Source organism: Algoriphagus sp. A40, assembly GCF_002002735.1.
Lineage (GTDB): Bacteria > Bacteroidota > Bacteroidia > Cytophagales > Cyclobacteriaceae > Algoriphagus.
On the sequence record NZ_MUNY01000059.1, the window covers coordinates 214822 to 231791 of the forward strand.

Consider the following 16970-nt stretch of genomic DNA (forward strand, 5'->3'; position numbering starts at 1 on the left):
GGGAAAATCCGAATTTGGGTGCTAAACTTGCCGAAAATTGAAGTTTTATCCTGCCAAGAGCTTGCCAAAGATGACAAAAAAGGACAGCATTTTCAAAACTTTGGGAGAGTACTTCAAGGCGCATTTTGGGGCAACTTTAAGTTGGATCTGGGTGACTGTGATGCCGGGGTTGGGCAGTTTGTTTTTGTTTTCAAACCCCCAACTGGTGGAAGCAATTAGACTGGAAAATGCAGGTGATCATCTGGTATTTACCCTGACTCTCGCGACATTGCTTGGACTTGCATTTCTTCCTACGACATTCACTGCACTGGCTACCGGGTATTTCTTTGGCTGGATAGGTTTTCCGGGTTTATTTTTTGGTTACCTCATTGCCAATGTGATCGGGTATTCGCTGGGCAAAGTGATCAATGCGGATTTTCTAAGTCTTCTCTACATGAAAAACCCTGAACTCAGAGAACAACTTGAAAACCGAATCCGGCATCCTCAGAGTCTGATATTCTTTGTGAGGATCAGCCCTATCATACCTTTCGCGATTTCCAATTTTCTATTTGCCTCACTCAAAATTGAATTGAAAAAAGTTTTGCTTTTCGGGATTCCCGGAATGCTTCCCCGGACACTGATTGCTTTTGGAACAGGTCTATTGGCAAATTCCTTATTGGATGCAAAAAAAGCCATGAACGACCCGATGCAATGGGCAATTCTGGCTTTGTTGTTTCTTGTGAGTTTTTGGGGACTTTACCGAAACTGGAAAAGCTCTAAAGCTTAACGCAGCAGGTACATTTTTCCATACCCCTTGGTGAATCCCTTGTCTCCGGCGGTAGGTCGATGCTCCATAAACTGGCCGTTTTTCCGCACCAAAACCCGATAGATGTAGACTCCATTGGCCAACTGATCTCCGAATTCATCCCGGCCATCCCAGGCGTACTCGGTGATGTTGTTGCCGATCCGGATTGATCCAAGTTCGTTTTGGAGGATCTCACGCACCACTTTTCCTGTCACAGTCATGATCTGGATCTTGATCTCATCAGGGATTTCCGATCCGGTCAAGGTGAATACAAACCTCACTGAAGAACTGAAGGGGTTTGGATATGGATAGAAATTGGTGATCTGAGATTCGTTGACCACTTCGAAAGTGATCTCATAGGGCTGCGGAGAATCCTCATTGGTGATTCTCAAGGTATAAATCCCGTCCGGCAAGGGTCCAGGAACAAACGAAACCCGGAAACTCTCATCCTCAGAAGCAGGAGCCCAGGTCAGGTTTGGATTGGAGAAGTTGATTTTGTTAAACTGGCAAGCTTCGCAATTTTGCTTCAGGAAGATCTCCATTCCCAGTGTGTCCTTCTTATACAACAGCGTCTGATCATTTTTGAGCAAAGCCGTCACCATCACATTTGGCGAAACCAGGTCTCCGTCCATGATGTAAATTCCGTCAAAATTGACATCCAGAAGGGAGACGGAATTATCTCCTTCCACATCAAATGCCACCCCCAAATCAATCAGGTTGTTTCGATAAGTCTGCTCTCTTTGGATTCTCGGATTGGCAAAAACCTCCAATTCAGTCTCGCCTACTCTTCCGATACTGTTGAATTCCACCGAAAACTCTGCCTCTTCCCCGGCTTTGACAGCGGGGAGTTTTTTGGTGAAATTTTCTACCTTTTTGGTGGTAAGATTTGTCATTTTCCAATCCACCTGAATGGAATCCAGGAAATTGTAGACTGAGGCATTTTTGAATACAAAATCGATTTTCGCGCTTTGTCCCTCTCTCAGGCGGATCCGTTCACCTGGATTTTTCTCCAAAAGAACCCCTTCAGGCACACCTTCGAAATTCACCTGCCATCTGTCTAATTGAGCTGGTTGGGTGGAATTTGGGTCATCCATTTCATACCTCAGCCTCAGATATGGATAGTTGAGTGGATTGATGGAGGAAAGGTCAATTTCCTGGTCCAATACATTTGCGACCAAAACCTGTTCTTCACCGTCTTCCCTAACACCCAAAATGTCGAATTGGGTAAAATCCTCCTCATTGATCCAGTTTCGTGCATTTACATTTTGAAAGAATCGCTCCCAGGAAGATGCCGGTCCAATCTTCGGTGTCAGGATCACTCCATTGGTAAAGTATCCTTCGACCTCTGATTCAAAACTCAGCGTTTGCTCCGATGCCGGCACTTCAAAGTTGGGATTGCCGATGATCTCAATCGCTTCTCCGGCCCGCATTCCTTTTCGGCCATAAAGAATATACGGATCGCCCGTGGCCAAAGCCCGGAGGGTAGCCTCATTGGCTCCAAATTCCTTCAGACTTTGATAAGCCCGATCTGGCCAAGCGTCAAAGGTGACATTTCCCACTGTAAAAATGACCACATAATCTCCCTCCTTTACCCCACTGACATAGTCTTGCAAAATGGTATTGCCCGGTGTAGTAATCCAGGCATTTTGGATGCTTTGGATCATCTGTGGTACGCGTCCGCAAGCCCTGGAATCCAGAATGTCAAAACCCGGAACCGGAACAGCCAAATAGGGCAACAATGTTTTTTGGTCGATCGCCACCAAGCCTATGGTTCCATTGGGGCAAAGCCGACTGTTGGCATTGTTGACATTATCGATGATCTGGGGAATATTATCCAAGTAAAACTGGGTATTCCGGAAACTGAGTGTGTCCACTCCAGCACCTATCGTGAACACTTCAAAGCCGATTTTCTGGCTGATGTACTGCCAAGACTTTCGGGATGGGTCCATTTCCAGATTTTCCAACTGGCCCTGTACCAATTGGTCATTGACCCGCTGGGTCCAGCCATTTGGTGAATTGGGAATATAGGAAAAGCTGGAATTGGTCCAGGCATCGGTCTCTCCGACTTTTGGATCCTGGTATTTTGACCTCCAAAAATACGTCGTGGAGTCATTCCCGGCCGAAAGGTTAACCGGCCATTCCACCAAACCAGCCGTAGTGGACCGGATTTCTTTTCTAAATGCTGAGTTGAAATTGATGGTGGTATCCATCTGGATGATCAAAGTCCTGCTTTCAGTCAGGTTTCCTGGGGCCTGGGCGATCAGCTTGATTTCTTTTTGGTTGACGATCCCAAAATCGGCGGGGAAAAGATTAATAGTCCCGCTCAGGGGAATAAAGGCAGAATAGGTAATGGAATTGTTGGCAAAGGTCATTTCCGGAACCTCTTTTTCTGTGTTCAGGGAAATGGTAAACTGATTGTCTCCCGCAGCATCCAACAGTAAATTCGGCACGGAAAAAACCAGCGTATCGGCCCTGGAAATGGATGAAATCCTGACGGGATCAAAGCTGATCATGGTCCCGTCCGGGAGTTTCCTTTCAACCTTGAAATTCAGGGAATCCGGATTGACAATCCCCAGATTTCTCACGACAAAAGAAAGTTTCAAGCTGTCAGAAATGGCAGAAAGCGGTGAATCATCAAAAGATCCCAGACTTACCTCTTCCACCTTCACAGAATAATCAGCCTTGCTTGCAGGAAAAATCCGGACTCCCGGATCACCCAACATGACCATCTGCTCCATGTGGGTATAATTCAAGGGGTTTGTGCCGAAGGTTTTTATCAATTTCCACTCCGCATCCAGTTTTACTTCTCCTATGGTTCGGTAGATATTGGTGCTGTCAGCAAATGCCGAATTATAAAATAAATCCGAATACCGTCTGAGATAAACATCCACTCCGCTTGAGGTATTCGCCATGGCAATAACTGCTCCTTTTTCCGGAGTAATGACCCAATCCTCCGCTTGGGTATAGACGGTGGAATAAGCACTGCCATAGTCACAGCCATTGAAAAGCATGATAGGATATTTCCCTTTGTTTGCGTAGCCCAAGGTCGGATCTGAAGCAAACCCGATTTCAATATCAATAATAGTCGGTGAGCCGTGACCAAAGAAAGTCAGCATGGACCTCCCTTCATTGAGATCGCCTGTGATATCAATCACCTCAATTACGGAATTGGAACGCTTTCGGTAAGTGGTCACATTTCCTCCTAGAAAGGGGCCTTCGGCTATAGCTTTAAACCCATTTAGGAATCCAAAATACCGTTCAAGCTCGAATTCGGACACACCCCCACTGAGGTGGATCAACTCTTTTTGCCAGTGCTGACTCACTCCAACCTGATCTTTCTCAATGGCTTTGTCCAGATAATCGGATAGATGTTGAGCGTTTTTGGCAGGAATTCTCCCAACTGCAATAGCCGGCAATTCGGGATTTTTGGGATCAAGATTCAGGACATACACATTGTCCGAAAAAGGATATCCTCCAACCGGGACCAAATCCTGGAAAGAAAAGGCTTGTGGGGAATTGCGGTAATAGACATTCTGATTGTTGAGCCTGGACTGGGAATAAATAGCAAGAGACCTGCCGGCCAACAACATGTGGGTTGGCTTGTGGACCGGATAATAGGCTTTTAGGAACTCATACAAGGCCACCGGGGATTTTTCCCCATAGCCAAACTGGTCATAAAGCTCCTCCATCCTAACCGTCAGCGTATCAAATCCTCCGCCCAGTGCCGATGCACGGTGCTCGGCATATTTCTTCAGCGGATTTGGATACTTGGTGCTTGGTTTTTCCAGTTCCCGATGGCCAACCAGAATAAAATTCGAGGCCTGTGCCAGGTAATTGCGGAACTTTACCCTTTGCATCGTTCCTACCTGAATCAAACTTTGATCGGACTGAATCCAGATTTTGCTTGCTTGAGAAGGTACAGAAGCGGTAAAACTCAAGGTAGTCCCGGTTTTGGAAACCACCACTTTTTGAGCGGAATATAGATCAGACACATCTACGGCGACATAGTTCTGCTGAACAGTAGGGATAACCGCACGCTGATTTCCTGTAGGAAACTTCATCAGACGTGGGGAAAAATCTCCTCCCTGAATCGGTTTGCGGAAGGTGATTTTAGCGTAGGCAATTGAAATATTATCCACCGATTGCGGTCCTTGTGGAAGTACCTTCACCACCAGAGTTCCGTTGGCATTGAAATCGCTCATCTGCAGGTCTAGAGAGAGCTGGGGATATTCAAAGCTATTGAATTTGGCTTGAGTTAGAGCACGCTGTGTGCCTGTCAGCGGACCTGCGCTAATGGCCACCAGATGGGCATTTTCAGACCTTCCCACCAGTCCGATTTCTAGTTTTGCTGTTCCCGAATTGAGTAATGGTCCCAAATTGGAAAAGGTCAAATCACGAGCAACACCTTTGGTAATCTGCGTTCCCATCCAACCCTGTCCCTGATCGTAAGTTGACAGTCTGAAACCCAAATCATAGGCAATCCCAAGGGAGTATTGGTCTGAAAAGACCTGAAGTTGCTCTGCCTCGAAATTGTTGATTTGAGCCAAATTTCCTGCCGGAACAGGTCTTTGAGACATCCGCTTTCCGGGTATGCCGGGAGTCACGGTCAGAAAAAAAGCAGTAGTGTCTGTGTAAGTGTTAAAGTACGGATTTGGGACTGTTGGGAATTTATAATATAGCTTTTTATCCAACTCCGCATCGTTTCTAATGCCATAAAAATCGATGAAGTCCTGAGGATCAATTTTTCCATCATTTTCACCTTCTACATGGATTGCCACTTCTTTTCCCCGGTGAAAAACCCGGATCATTCTCGGATCGACTGTGGCGGTATTGATCCCCGAAGCTTGGAGGGAATTAGCCGAAATCCGGTAAATACCATCCTTAGCTGTTGGAATTTTGTAATAGGTGAGGGAATAATCATACCAAACCGGATCCTGAGCATTTGCTGATAGCAGCACTAAAACCAGAAGTACCAAACTTAGCAGGCTCTTTTTCAGGCTCATTGTTCCCAACCTTTATATTTTCTAAAATCCGATGAAAGCTTTTCCAGGCTTACTTTGACACTAAATACATGTGAATAAGGACTCTCAGAAACATCACCCAAATCCGACAGGGCATAATCGATCTGAAAACGTTCGTTAAGAATCACTCCCAATCCTGCTGCAGGCATGTAATTCAGCGATTCCACCCCCTGAAAATCTTTGATGTATTGAAAATTGCTCACCCCTCCCCGGACAAATACGAGTTCCTTGAATCCCAACTCAAGTCCAAGCTTTGGATCAATACTAAAAGTTGAGGAAGAGATCAGCGTATTTCTGGCTCCGTCAAAGGTGGTTTCCAAGTCCAACGCGGTCAATAAGTTGAATTTTTCACCGATTTTCCAATCGTAGGCGATACTGGCAATTGCCTTAGGCAGGGTGATTTCTACCGTGTTGAGTGGAATCTCATTGTTTGTCTGAGAGTAAATGTCCCTCACCATTTCTGCATCATGAGTCCAGGCATTGTAGGTGGTGGTGATGTCCCGGACCATCAATCCCAGGGTCATTCGTTTTTGGATGTAAATCCCACCCACATCCAATCCAAATCCCCAAGCCTGAGCAAATTTGCCCACGTTGCGATGGATCACTTTGGCATTTGCTCCCAGTTTGATTTTATCTGAAATATCCCTGGCAAAACTCAAAAGCAAAGCATAATCTGCTGCATTGAAAAATTGGATGTTATCGTAATTGATCGAACCATTGGCATCGTAAAGGAATCGGGTGTCCGGGATGTCATCAACCCCAAAGCGGATCAGTGAGACGCCAATCTGATTTTGATTCCCGACCGGAGTGCTGAATCCCAGGTAATCATATTGGGCAATTCCGGCGAAATACTCTGCATGCATCAGGGAAAATTCATACTCATGCCGGATTGCTGTCAAGGCAGCGGGATTCCAATAGGCGGCAGTTACATCCCGGACTGCACCTACCTGAGCTCCACCCATCCCCAGAGCCCTTGCTCCAACCCCTATACTCAGAAATTCATTGGAATACTTTGGCGAAAGATCTTGGGAAAAAGACTGGCCTGCCCAAAAATTCAGGAGGCAGGAGCACGAAAGGATGAACAAAAATTTGGTACAGTTTATTTTCACAACCACAAAATAATCCAATTTCAAAAACTACTGACAAACCTCGTGCTTTTATATCGGTCTAAGTGCAATGAAATGTACATGATCGGACACTTTTATGTCACATAGCTGGACATATTTCCAAGCAATGGAGAATCATTGCTAATGTGGTGAAAAAAAATGCAGCTTTTATCAGCTTTATAAAAAGTGCATTCTGTGGATTTCAAAGCCTCTTTTGGGGAAGTATGGAATCAAGAGCGGATAGTTTTAGCAAGGAATCAGGTTATACAAGGTAGCTTGGAAAAGATTGGTATCATTTTTCTTTCAACCCACACAAGTGAAATGAAAAAATACACTCCGCAAGGAGACTTAATCACCATACCATGAACGTCGCCAACACACAGATTCAAATGCGCAAAGGGCTCCTGGAGTTTTGCGTTTTGCACATCATCTCCCGGGGCGAGGTCTATACTTCAGACTTGATCGATGAACTCACACTAGCTCAGATGATCGTAGTCGAAGGCACCCTCTATCCCCTGCTCAATCGGCTCAGATCCGCCGAACTTGTCACTTATCGTTGGGTTGAATCCGAAGCAGGACCACCCCGGAAATATTACTCGATCACCGAGGAAGGGAAAAACTTCCTTCTTACCCTGTCAGAAACCTGGGCTTCACTGGTCAATTCTACAAATGAAATCACCTCTAAGAATTGATTCCGAAGCAACCTTAAACTAGACACACCATGAAAAAGACGATAAGCATCAACATCAGCGGCATCCTCTTCCACATTGAAGAAGACGGCTACGATACACTTCGGAAGTACCTGGACGCGATCAACAAGCACTTCTCCAGCTACAAGGACAATCATGAGATCATCTCAGATATTGAGAACCGGATAGCGGAGATCTTCCTTAGCAATCTGAAAAACAACAAACAGGTAATCACTGCCGAAAATGTGGATAAACTCATCGAAAAGATGGGAACCATTGCTGATTTCACCGCAGTCGAAGACCTAGAGGAAAACCTGCAGGAAGAGACTGAATCAAAGCAGGAAGATTTCTATAAATATGTGACTCCTCCTGGATCGGAAACGGGTGGTTATAAAAAGCTAAAACGGCTTGAAAACAAAAAAATTCTAGGTGGTGTCTGCGCCGGGATTGCCAACTACTTCTCCGTGGATCCGCTTTGGACCCGTTTGATTGCTATCCTACTGCTATTCAGTGGCAATTTGAATTTCCGACCAGGATTCCTAGACATCTTTCCATTTGACGACTTTCGCTTTAATTTGAGCTTTGGTTTCTTCGCTATCGTTGCCTACATCGTTCTTTGGGTCATCCTACCGGTGTCCTATGAACTGATGGAAGACACCAAAATAAAGAAGCTATTCAGAAACCCTGACGACAAAGTTTTGGGCGGTGTTTCCAGCGGCCTGGGAGCATACTTCGGAGTGGAAGTCATCTATATCAGATTGGCCTTTGTCCTTTTGGCCTTTGCCGGTGGATCGGGGATATTGATCTACCTGATCCTTTGGATCATCACTCCTGTGGCCAGTTCGATCACCGAACGGATCAAAATGAAAGGGGGCGAAATCACTCTGGACAGCATTGATTCCACGATCAAAGAGAGTATCAATCCTATACCTCAAGCACCAGAATCCACCACCAGAAAGATCCTGATGGCTCCCTTCAGGATATTGGGGAAAATAATTGACGCCATAGGATCTGCATTGGGACCATTGGGAAGATTCATTGCCACAGTTATCCGGGTGATTTTTGGTCTGATCATCTTCTTTATCGGATTAGCCCTCACAATTACCCCTTTGATCGCTTTGGCAGCCTATTTTGGTGTCACAGACGCTGATTACAGAGTATTGATGGACAATTTCCCAGTGGAGCTTTTCACGGATATGGTTCCGCTTTGGCTGGTTATTTCAAGCATGGGATTGGTAATCATCCCGGGTATAATCATCCTTTTGCTGGGCCTTAGTGTGCTGGCGCAAAAGAATCTGATCGGAAGCCGTTTTGGATTGGTCGCTTTGGGGCTTTGGTTGCTTTGCGTGGGAATTTCCATATTCCAGATCCCTAAAATTGTCGCCCAGTTTAAGGAAGATAACTGGTACAATACCGAATCTCAACTTTCGGTCACTCCAGGTACTCTTATTCTTAAACTGAACGAAATTGAGGATGAGCCGACTTTCAACCATGTGAATCTGAGAATCGAAGGAAAAGCAGACACCTTGGTTTCGCTGAAAGAAGAGTATTTCTCAAGAGGAAGAACCAAGGCCGAGGCATTAGCAAATGCCCAGAAGTTCAAGTATTCCTATTCCGTAATGGATTCGGTCGTGACCTTCAACGAAGGATTTGACATCAGCAGTTTGGACCAATTCAGAGACCAAAAGGTAAACTTGACACTTCGAATCCCTTATGACCGTCCCTTTATCATGGAAAGATCACTGTTGGATATTTTGAGAAACACGATTTATTCCAACGGGTACCGCTCCTCGGATGTAAGTTCCAGCGCCGTTTGGGTTTTTAATGAAGGCGGTTTGGTCTGCCTTACCTGCGTGGGAGACAAAGGAAAATCAGAAAATTGGGATAATGAGGAAGAAAATAATGTGGAGATGGATTCCCTCCAGAGAGCCAAAATCGACAGTGCTTCACGAGCTAAATTTGCCGATTCATTCTTCATGAAAGACTGAAAAATTTTCGGTTAACTGTCGACAGTCTACCGTCGGCAGCCGGTTAAGAGTCTGGCAAAAAGAGGTACCCAAACGGTGCCTCTTTTTTTGTACCTTAATTCACAAACCCAAAATAAAATGAATGTCTCTGTAAAATTTCTTGGCGGTGCCGGAGCAGTCACCGGTTCAAAGTATCTGATTGATTTGGGAAATTTTGAGTTTCTGGTGGACTGTGGCCTTTTTCAAGGACCAAGAGAGTTAAGAGAAAGAAACTGGGACGACTTCCCAATGGCCCTAGATCAATTGGAAGCCGTGGTCTTGACCCATGCTCATCTTGACCACATCGGTTATTTGCCAAAACTGGTAAAACAGGGATTTAGAGGCCCTATCTACTGCACAGAAGCGACTGCCGAGCTGGCAAAGATCCTGCTTTTGGATTCCGGCAAACTTCAGGAAGAGGAAGCTGAGTTTGCCCGCAAAAAAGGCTATTCCCGCCACGAAATTCCCCAGCCATTGTACACCATGGAAGATGCCGAAGCCGTCTTTCCGCTGTTCGTGCCCCAGTCTTTTGACAAACCCTTTTCGATCCATTCAAGTATTGATGTGACCTATTTTCATGCAGGACACATCCTTGGTGCAGCTATAGTGAAGATTGTGATCAAGGGCGACTCCCAGACTAAAAAACTAATCTTTTCCGGTGACTTGGGACGCTTCAATGACCCGGTACTTTTCCCTCCCACACTTATTCCCAAAGCAGATATCCTCTGGATCGAGTCTACCTATGGCGACAGAAACACCCTTTCTCACAAGCCTGAAGAAGAACTTGCCCAGGCGATATTGGATACCTTTGAAAGAGGAGGCTTAGTGGTCATTCCCTCCTTTGCGGTTGGCAGGACCCAGCTTTTGCTCTATCATCTCTATCAGCTTATGGAAAAAGGGAAAATCCCCAGAACACCGATCTTTCTGGACAGTCCGATGGCCATTGAGGCTACCAAGCTGTATCTTGATTTCCACTCGGATCACCGGCTCTCGGCCATGTTGGAAGAAGAAAGTGAACATGCCTTCCGACATTCCCAGCTTCAGTATGTTCAGAAGCAAGAGCAATCCATGTCCCTCAATGAGTTCCGGGGGCGGGCCATCATTATCTCAGCCAGCGGGATGGCAACGGGAGGCCGGGTACTGCATCATCTTTTTCACCGTGCCCCTGATGAGAAAAACGGAATCATTATCGTTGGTTTTCAGGCGGAGGGCACCCGAGGCAGAAGGCTACTGGATGGAGAGCTCACGCTGAAAATCTACGGAACGGAAGTTCCAGTCAAGGCAAAAGTCTATCATATCGAAGGCTTGTCAGCCCATGCCGATCAAAGCGAGCTAATGGCCTGGGCGGAGGGGTTCACCGACAATCCCAAACGGGTGTTTGTGGTGCATGGAGAAAAAGAAAGTTCCGAGGCACTTGCCTTCAAATTAAAAGAAGAATTGGGATGGAATACGGTGATCCCACAATATTTGGAATCATTTGTGCTATTCGAAGGAATCTAATCTAAAGCTTCCTATGAAATCGAGCATGACATTAGCGCCAAACAGAGCCATGATTATCAAGCATGCGAGATTCCATGTGACCTTTGAAAAAAAATATAAACACATGAAAAGGCTATTTGTCATCCTTACGATCCTGAGTTCAGTAATTTTGTTTCAAAACTGCAAACCCTACAAACCAGAAGGCCAGGGCATCACAGGTACTATCACTTGGCTGGAAGGCAATCAAATGCCAATGGTGACAGAAAGCGGTAACCCTGCCTCCAAACCTGATCCGAAGCCGATCAAACGGTTTGTACGTTTTTACCCTTTGATTAAATTTTCGGATCTGAAGATTGAAAACGGCTTGTATACTGCTGTGGCCGATAAGCCGATTACCGAGGTAGAAACGGACGAAAACGGGAGGTATTCCGTCCAATTGAGCCCGGGGAGATATTCAGTTTTTGTCGTTGAAGAAGGTGGCCTGTTTGCCAATATCTTCGACGGAGAAGGGAATGTTCAGCCTGTCACGGTGAAAGAAAACGAGTGGACACTTTTGGATATAGTCGTGAATTACAAGGCGGTTTACTGAAAATACAATCCACAACTATGGCTAACCGGTGGCGTATTCCGAAGGATGTAGAAGCACTTGTGCGAGAACGAGACTTGAGTTGTGTGTATTGTGGAACCTCATTCACCAATTCAGCTCAAACACACAAAACAAGAGCAACTTGGGAGCATATCGTCAATGACATCAGATTGAATAAATCGGATAATATTGCGCATTGCTGCGGTTCTTGTAATGCAAGCAAAGCTCAAAACTTCTGTTCTACTGGTTAAAAAGCGAATATTGCATATCCAAAGGAATTACAATAGACAGGGTTGCCAAGGTGGTTAAGGATCATTTATCAAAAGAGATGATATAGTAACCCCTACTTCTCCGAAACCTTCAATTCTACCCCAATAAAAAACCCACCCCATGTTCATAGAACTAGAAGTAAAACTGGGCATTATCGTTCACGGATATACCCCTGAAAACAAAGAAATCGAAGAGACCTTCAATGAATCCGACTTTGTGAAGAAAATAGTAGCCATAGACCGTATACAGTCCATCAGCGAGAAATATATCCTGGTCAAATCCTCACACGACCGGGTGATGTATTGGGAATACAAGGGCACAATGGAAGAGCTAAAGCAAAGGATGTTGGACGCCGGAATAAATATTGCCTGATCGGATTAGGTAATCCTTTTCCCAATCCCATTGCCCTTTCGTCATCGCCAGACGGTACTTGGTCGACTATCCATTTAAGACGACAAAAAAAAAATTCGTGAAAATCTGCGGCTTTTTCTGGGAGAACCCGCGGGATCCCCTATCAGAAAAAAAGCCCCGAAATCTTTCAATTCCGGGGCTTTCGCATTACTATTATTATTTCACTTAGTTATCTGCTGCCTTTTCCTTTTTGGTCACGGAAATGGTCAATTCAGTACCTTCACCACTATAATCAGCAGTGATGACATCTCCTTCCGAAAGGTCCCCTTTCAGGATCTCCTCGGCGATGGCGTCTTCCAGGTATTTCTGAATGGCACGGTTCAAAGGACGGGCTCCATACTGTTGATCATAGCCTTTTTCCGCTAGGAAATCTTTGGCTTTGTCAGTCAATTCGATCTTATAACCTAAGTCAGTGATTCTTCTGAACAGCTTACCCAAGCTGATGTCAATGATCTTGAAGATATGTTCTTTGCTCAGAGAATTGAACACGACCACGTCATCGAGACGGTTGAGGAATTCCGGGCTGAAAGCCTTCTTCAAAGCAGACTGGATGGTCGATTTCATGACGTCGTCGATTCCTTCTGTTTTTGCCTTGTTGGCAAAGCCTATACCGGCACCAAAGTCTTTCAGGTCACGGACCCCGATATTGGACGTCATGATGATGATCGTGTTTCGGAAATCAACTCTTCTACCCAATCCATCAGTCAGAATACCATCATCCAACACTTGCAAGAGGATATTAAACACATCCGGGTGGGCTTTTTCGATTTCGTCAAGCAGTACGACTGAATAAGGCTTTCTTCTGACTTTCTCTGTCAACTGACCACCTTCTTCATATCCGACATAGCCTGGAGGCGCTCCAACCAATCGGGATACGGAGAACTTCTCCATATACTCCGACATATCAATTCTAATCAGTGCGTCATCCTTGTCAAATAGGTAGGTCGCCAGCATTTTTGCCAATTCAGTCTTTCCTACACCTGTTGGGCCGAGAAAGATGAAAGAACCGATTGGTTTTTTAGGATCTTTCAAGCCTACCCGCGTGCGCTGGATCGCCTTTGTCAGCTTCTTGATAGCTTCTTCTTGTCCAATGACTTTGTCACCCAACTCGACATTCATGTTGAGCAGCTTGGCTCCTTCGTTTTGAGCGATACGCTTGGCTGGAATCCCGGTCATCATCGCGATTACTTCTGCGACGTTGTCTTCTTCCACTGTAAATCGCTTGGATTTGCTCTCGTCTTCCCAGCGATTCTTTGCAGCTTCCAATTGCTCGAGGAGTTTTTTCTCCTTGTCGCGAAGCTGTGCCGCTTCCTCGTATTTCTGGGATTTTACTACCCTATTTTTCTCCGCTTTGATGTTTTCCACTTCAGCTTCCAGCTTCAGAATATCTTCCGGAACATGGATATTGTTGATGTGAACTCTTGCACCTGCCTCATCAAGGATGTCAATGGCCTTGTCAGGAAGGAATCGGTCAGATATATATCGGTCGGATAACTTTACACAGGCCTCGATCGCCGCAGCAGTATAGATTACGTTGTGGTGATCCTCGTATTTGTCTTTGATGTTGTTCAGGATCTGGATGGTCTCTTCCGGAGATGTAGCATCCACCATTACCATCTGGAATCGACGCGCCAAAGCTCCGTCCTTCTCGATGTATTGTCTGTATTCGTCAAGGGTTGTGGCGCCAATGCATTGGATTTCTCCGCGTGCCAGGGCCGGCTTGAACATATTGGAAGCATCCAAGGAGCCTGAGGCTCCACCTGCACCAACAATTGTATGCAATTCGTCAATGAACAGGATTACGTTTGGAGATTTTTCAAGCTCGTTCATTACGGCTTTCATTCTCTCCTCAAACTGTCCTCTGTATTTTGTACCGGCAACCAATGAAGCCAAATCCAAAGTCACCACTCGCTTGTTGAAAAGTACGCGGGAAACCTTTTTCTGTACGATTCTCAGTGCCAGTCCTTCTGCTATTGCAGTTTTACCCACACCAGGCTCACCGATCAGAATCGGGTTATTTTTCTTTCTTCGCGAAAGGATCTGTGCCACACGTTCAATTTCCTTTTCACGACCTATGATCGGGTCCAGCTTATCGTCTTCAGCCATTTTGGTCAGATCCCGACCAAAATTGTCCAGAACCGGAGTTCTTGACTTTTCTGCACCGGGCTTAGCCTGACTACCTGCACCACTTCCGGAGGAACCAAAAAGTTTGGAACCGTCGTCATCACCGTCCTCAGCCTCAGCTTTGGCACGGGGAGCGGATCCTGCATCAGACTGCATTTCGAGCATTTCTTTGACAGAGTCGTAGTTCACTTCAAACTTGTTTAGAATTTGTGTGGCGATATTATCTTCGTCTCTAAGGATCGAGAGAAGCAAATGTTCGGTACCTATCAGTTGGCTTTTGAATATTTTAGCCTCCAGGTAAGTGATTTTCAAGACCTTTTCCGACTGACGGGTCAGCGGGATGTTGGCCATATTTTTCACGTTGTGATTTGTGGTGCCTTTCACGGCACGTTCAATTGCATTGCGCAGCTCATCCAGAGGCACGCCCAGTTTTTTAAGTATGGAAACAGCTACACCCTCTCCCTCACGAATCATCCCAAGCAAGAGGTGCTCTGTGCCAATATAATCATGCCCCAGCCGAAGCGCTTCTTCGCGGCTGAGGGAGATCACCTCTTTGACTCTATTTGAAAATTTCGCTTCCATTTAAATCCTTTCTGATTGTATAATAAACCTGTACGTATGTTACCGAATTTGTTTTAAAAACACAATCCTTTTAAGGATTGTTCACTGTTTTTTTATCGAATCCCTAAGGATTCGGTTGGCATCGGGTCCGGCGCAAAACAACAAATCCAGAATGCTGAGATTAGGCTCAAAGTCTAAGCCAAAAAGCTGGGTATATGGGATAGACTGATAGTAGTTTCTCTCAGAAAATGGCCTTGAAGGCTCAATATGCCCTCTTATATCCTTAAACTCCACAGGAATTGGCTCTTCACCAAAAACAGAAAGTCTGGCAGGCCAGCGCAGAAGTTTCAGACAGATTGTCAGAAGTTTTTGGTTTAAAATCCAAAGACTTTCCTCCTGCATTTCAAAAACTTCCTCGAAGTAGGGAAAATAGTATTCAAAAAAAGGGGCTTTACCATATGCACTTTGGATTCCCCGAAGATGAATAGCCTGCCATTTTTGACTGTAATCGATCTTGATTTGATCCATGGGAAGTTTGGGACGACGTCCCACTATCGGAATACTTAATGCTTCCACTTTATTGGCCATCCGGATCCGGGTACGATTTAAGTAGGATTGCCGTTGATAAAGAGCTTTGGGGAATATCAAAAGCTCCTCAGCATCTGCTATTGCAGCAAAGAATTCGAGGGAAGGCAAATAATGCAAGTCGACTGCGACTTTTTTCATTGGGATTGAAATGAATATAGGTGAGGCAAATTTGATAATTAATTGAACAATGCCCACGACTTTCAAAAAGACTCCAAGTACCTAAACGCTGCAAATCCCAACTAATAATTTGTAATTTCAAAAAATGTCCAAGCCAGATTTAGCCATTCGCACCGTTGTTTTTAGCATTTTAGGAAATGCGGTTTTGGCCGTAATAAAATTCCTGGCAGGTATTTTTGGCAATTCATATGCACTAATTGCAGACGGTATTGAGTCAACTGTTGATATTTTTTCCTCCTTTTTGGTCTTGATTGGATTGAAATACGCCGCTCGACCGGCAGATGAAAACCATCCCTACGGTCATGGAAAAGCAGAACCTTTGATCACATTTTTGGTCGTCGCCTTTTTGATTGTTTCTGCATTTACGATTGGATGGCAAGCTATTATCAACATTCAGACTCCCCACGAATTGCCTTCTTCCTGGACTTTGATAGTCCTTGGCGGAATTATTCTTTGGAAAGAAATCTCTTATCAGGTGGTCATCAGGCGGGCTAAAAAGCTCAAAAGCTCTTCACTCAAAGCCGAAGCCTGGCATCACCGATCGGATGCGATTACTTCTATCGCCGCATTTATTGGAATCACGGTGGCAATTTTCGGAGGTGAAGGATTTGAGGTTGCGGATGATTACGCGGCCTTGGTTGCCTGCGGATTTATTCTTTACAATTGCTATGGGATTTTCCGCCCAGCCTTGGGAGAGGTAATGGACGAAAACAATTTCGAAGAACTTACACGGGAAATCAGGGAAATTGCTTTGAGTGTAAAAGGTGTGGAAGGCACAGAAAAGTGCTTTATCCGAAAGGCAGGGATGAAATACCATGTTGATCTCCATGCCAAGGTAAAGGGGGATCTGACTGTCAAAGAAGGCCATGACATCGCACATAAACTTAAAGACACCTTAAGAAAAGAAATTCCCCAGCTTGGCCACGTGCTCATTCATATAGAACCCTATTTTCAATGAGTAGGAATCTTCGGTTTTGCAATTGTTCCTAGAGGGTTATTCTCGGGGAAAATTAAGTCAAACTATATGTCATCCAGAAATTATTCGATTGCCACATGTTAATTTTTTTAAATATGGAAATACAGAATTATACCGGTAACCAAATTTTATTTTACCGCACCTCGACTTCGATAGGTGCCCGATTGTTATTGTTTTTGAGAGGTGGAGAAA

General features: G+C 45.1%; 11 protein-coding genes. 7 read left to right on the forward strand and 4 right to left on the reverse strand.

All coding sequences use genetic code 11. The features are described 5' to 3' along the window. The first annotated feature begins 37 nt into the window (after positions 1 to 37). Positions 38 to 766, forward strand: coding sequence for a VTT domain-containing protein (locus B0E43_RS14465; protein WP_139352776.1), 729 nt, complete (start codon positions 38 to 40; stop codon positions 764 to 766). On the opposite strand, the gene B0E43_RS14470 is transcribed toward B0E43_RS14465, so the two are convergent. Both B0E43_RS14470 and B0E43_RS14475 read right to left on the reverse strand, forming a co-directional pair. After that, on the reverse strand, positions 763 to 5787 hold the full coding sequence (locus tag B0E43_RS14470) for a C25 family cysteine peptidase (protein ID WP_254423434.1): 5025 nt from the start codon (positions 5785 to 5787) through the stop codon (positions 763 to 765). The two genes, B0E43_RS14465 and B0E43_RS14470, sit on opposite strands and share 4 nt — an antisense overlap. Next, positions 5784 to 6890, reverse strand: coding sequence for a PorV/PorQ family protein (locus tag B0E43_RS14475; protein ID WP_254423435.1), 1107 nt, complete (start codon positions 6888 to 6890; stop codon positions 5784 to 5786). The genes B0E43_RS14470 and B0E43_RS14475 overlap by 4 nt, the downstream gene beginning before the upstream one ends. A 383-nt stretch (positions 6891 to 7273) precedes the next feature. Between B0E43_RS14475 and B0E43_RS14485 the strand changes: the two genes are divergently transcribed. From B0E43_RS14485 to B0E43_RS14510, 5 genes are all read left to right on the forward strand, one after another. Next, positions 7274 to 7603, forward strand: a complete 330-nt coding sequence (locus B0E43_RS14485; RefSeq protein WP_077350931.1) for a PadR family transcriptional regulator — start codon at positions 7274 to 7276, stop codon at positions 7601 to 7603. Between the two features lie 29 nt (positions 7604 to 7632). Then, on the forward strand, positions 7633 to 9588 hold the full coding sequence (locus B0E43_RS14490; protein WP_077350933.1) for a PspC domain-containing protein: 1956 nt from the start codon (positions 7633 to 7635) through the stop codon (positions 9586 to 9588). Between the two features lie 117 nt (positions 9589 to 9705). Continuing rightward, entirely contained in the window at positions 9706 to 11106 is a 1401-nt protein-coding gene (locus B0E43_RS14495; protein WP_077350935.1) for an MBL fold metallo-hydrolase RNA specificity domain-containing protein, read from the forward strand. A gap of 25 nt (positions 11107 to 11131) precedes the next feature. Continuing rightward, on the forward strand, positions 11132 to 11674 hold the full coding sequence (locus B0E43_RS14500) for a carboxypeptidase regulatory-like domain-containing protein (protein ID WP_139352777.1): 543 nt from the start codon (positions 11132 to 11134) through the stop codon (positions 11672 to 11674). A 387-nt stretch (positions 11675 to 12061) separates the two neighbouring features. Continuing rightward, positions 12062 to 12313, forward strand: coding sequence for a hypothetical protein (locus tag B0E43_RS14510; RefSeq protein ID WP_077350939.1), 252 nt, complete (start codon positions 12062 to 12064; stop codon positions 12311 to 12313). Positions 12314 to 12517: 204 nt separating this feature from the next. Here B0E43_RS14510 and B0E43_RS14515 read toward each other — a convergent pair whose 3' ends face one another. Next, the gene (locus tag B0E43_RS14515) at positions 12518 to 15058 is read right to left on the reverse strand and encodes an ATP-dependent Clp protease ATP-binding subunit (RefSeq protein WP_077350941.1); all 2541 of its coding nucleotides are present in this window, start codon (positions 15056 to 15058) and stop codon (positions 12518 to 12520) included. An 81-nt stretch (positions 15059 to 15139) separates the two neighbouring features. After that, complete coding sequence (locus B0E43_RS14520; protein ID WP_077350943.1) at positions 15140 to 15763, reverse strand: WbqC family protein; 624 nt, start codon at positions 15761 to 15763, stop codon at positions 15140 to 15142. Positions 15764 to 15887: 124 nt separating this feature from the next. Between B0E43_RS14520 and B0E43_RS14525 the strand changes: the two genes are divergently transcribed. Further along, on the forward strand, positions 15888 to 16760 hold the full coding sequence (locus B0E43_RS14525; RefSeq protein WP_077350945.1) for a cation diffusion facilitator family transporter: 873 nt from the start codon (positions 15888 to 15890) through the stop codon (positions 16758 to 16760). The last annotated feature ends 210 nt before the right edge of the window (positions 16761 to 16970 follow it).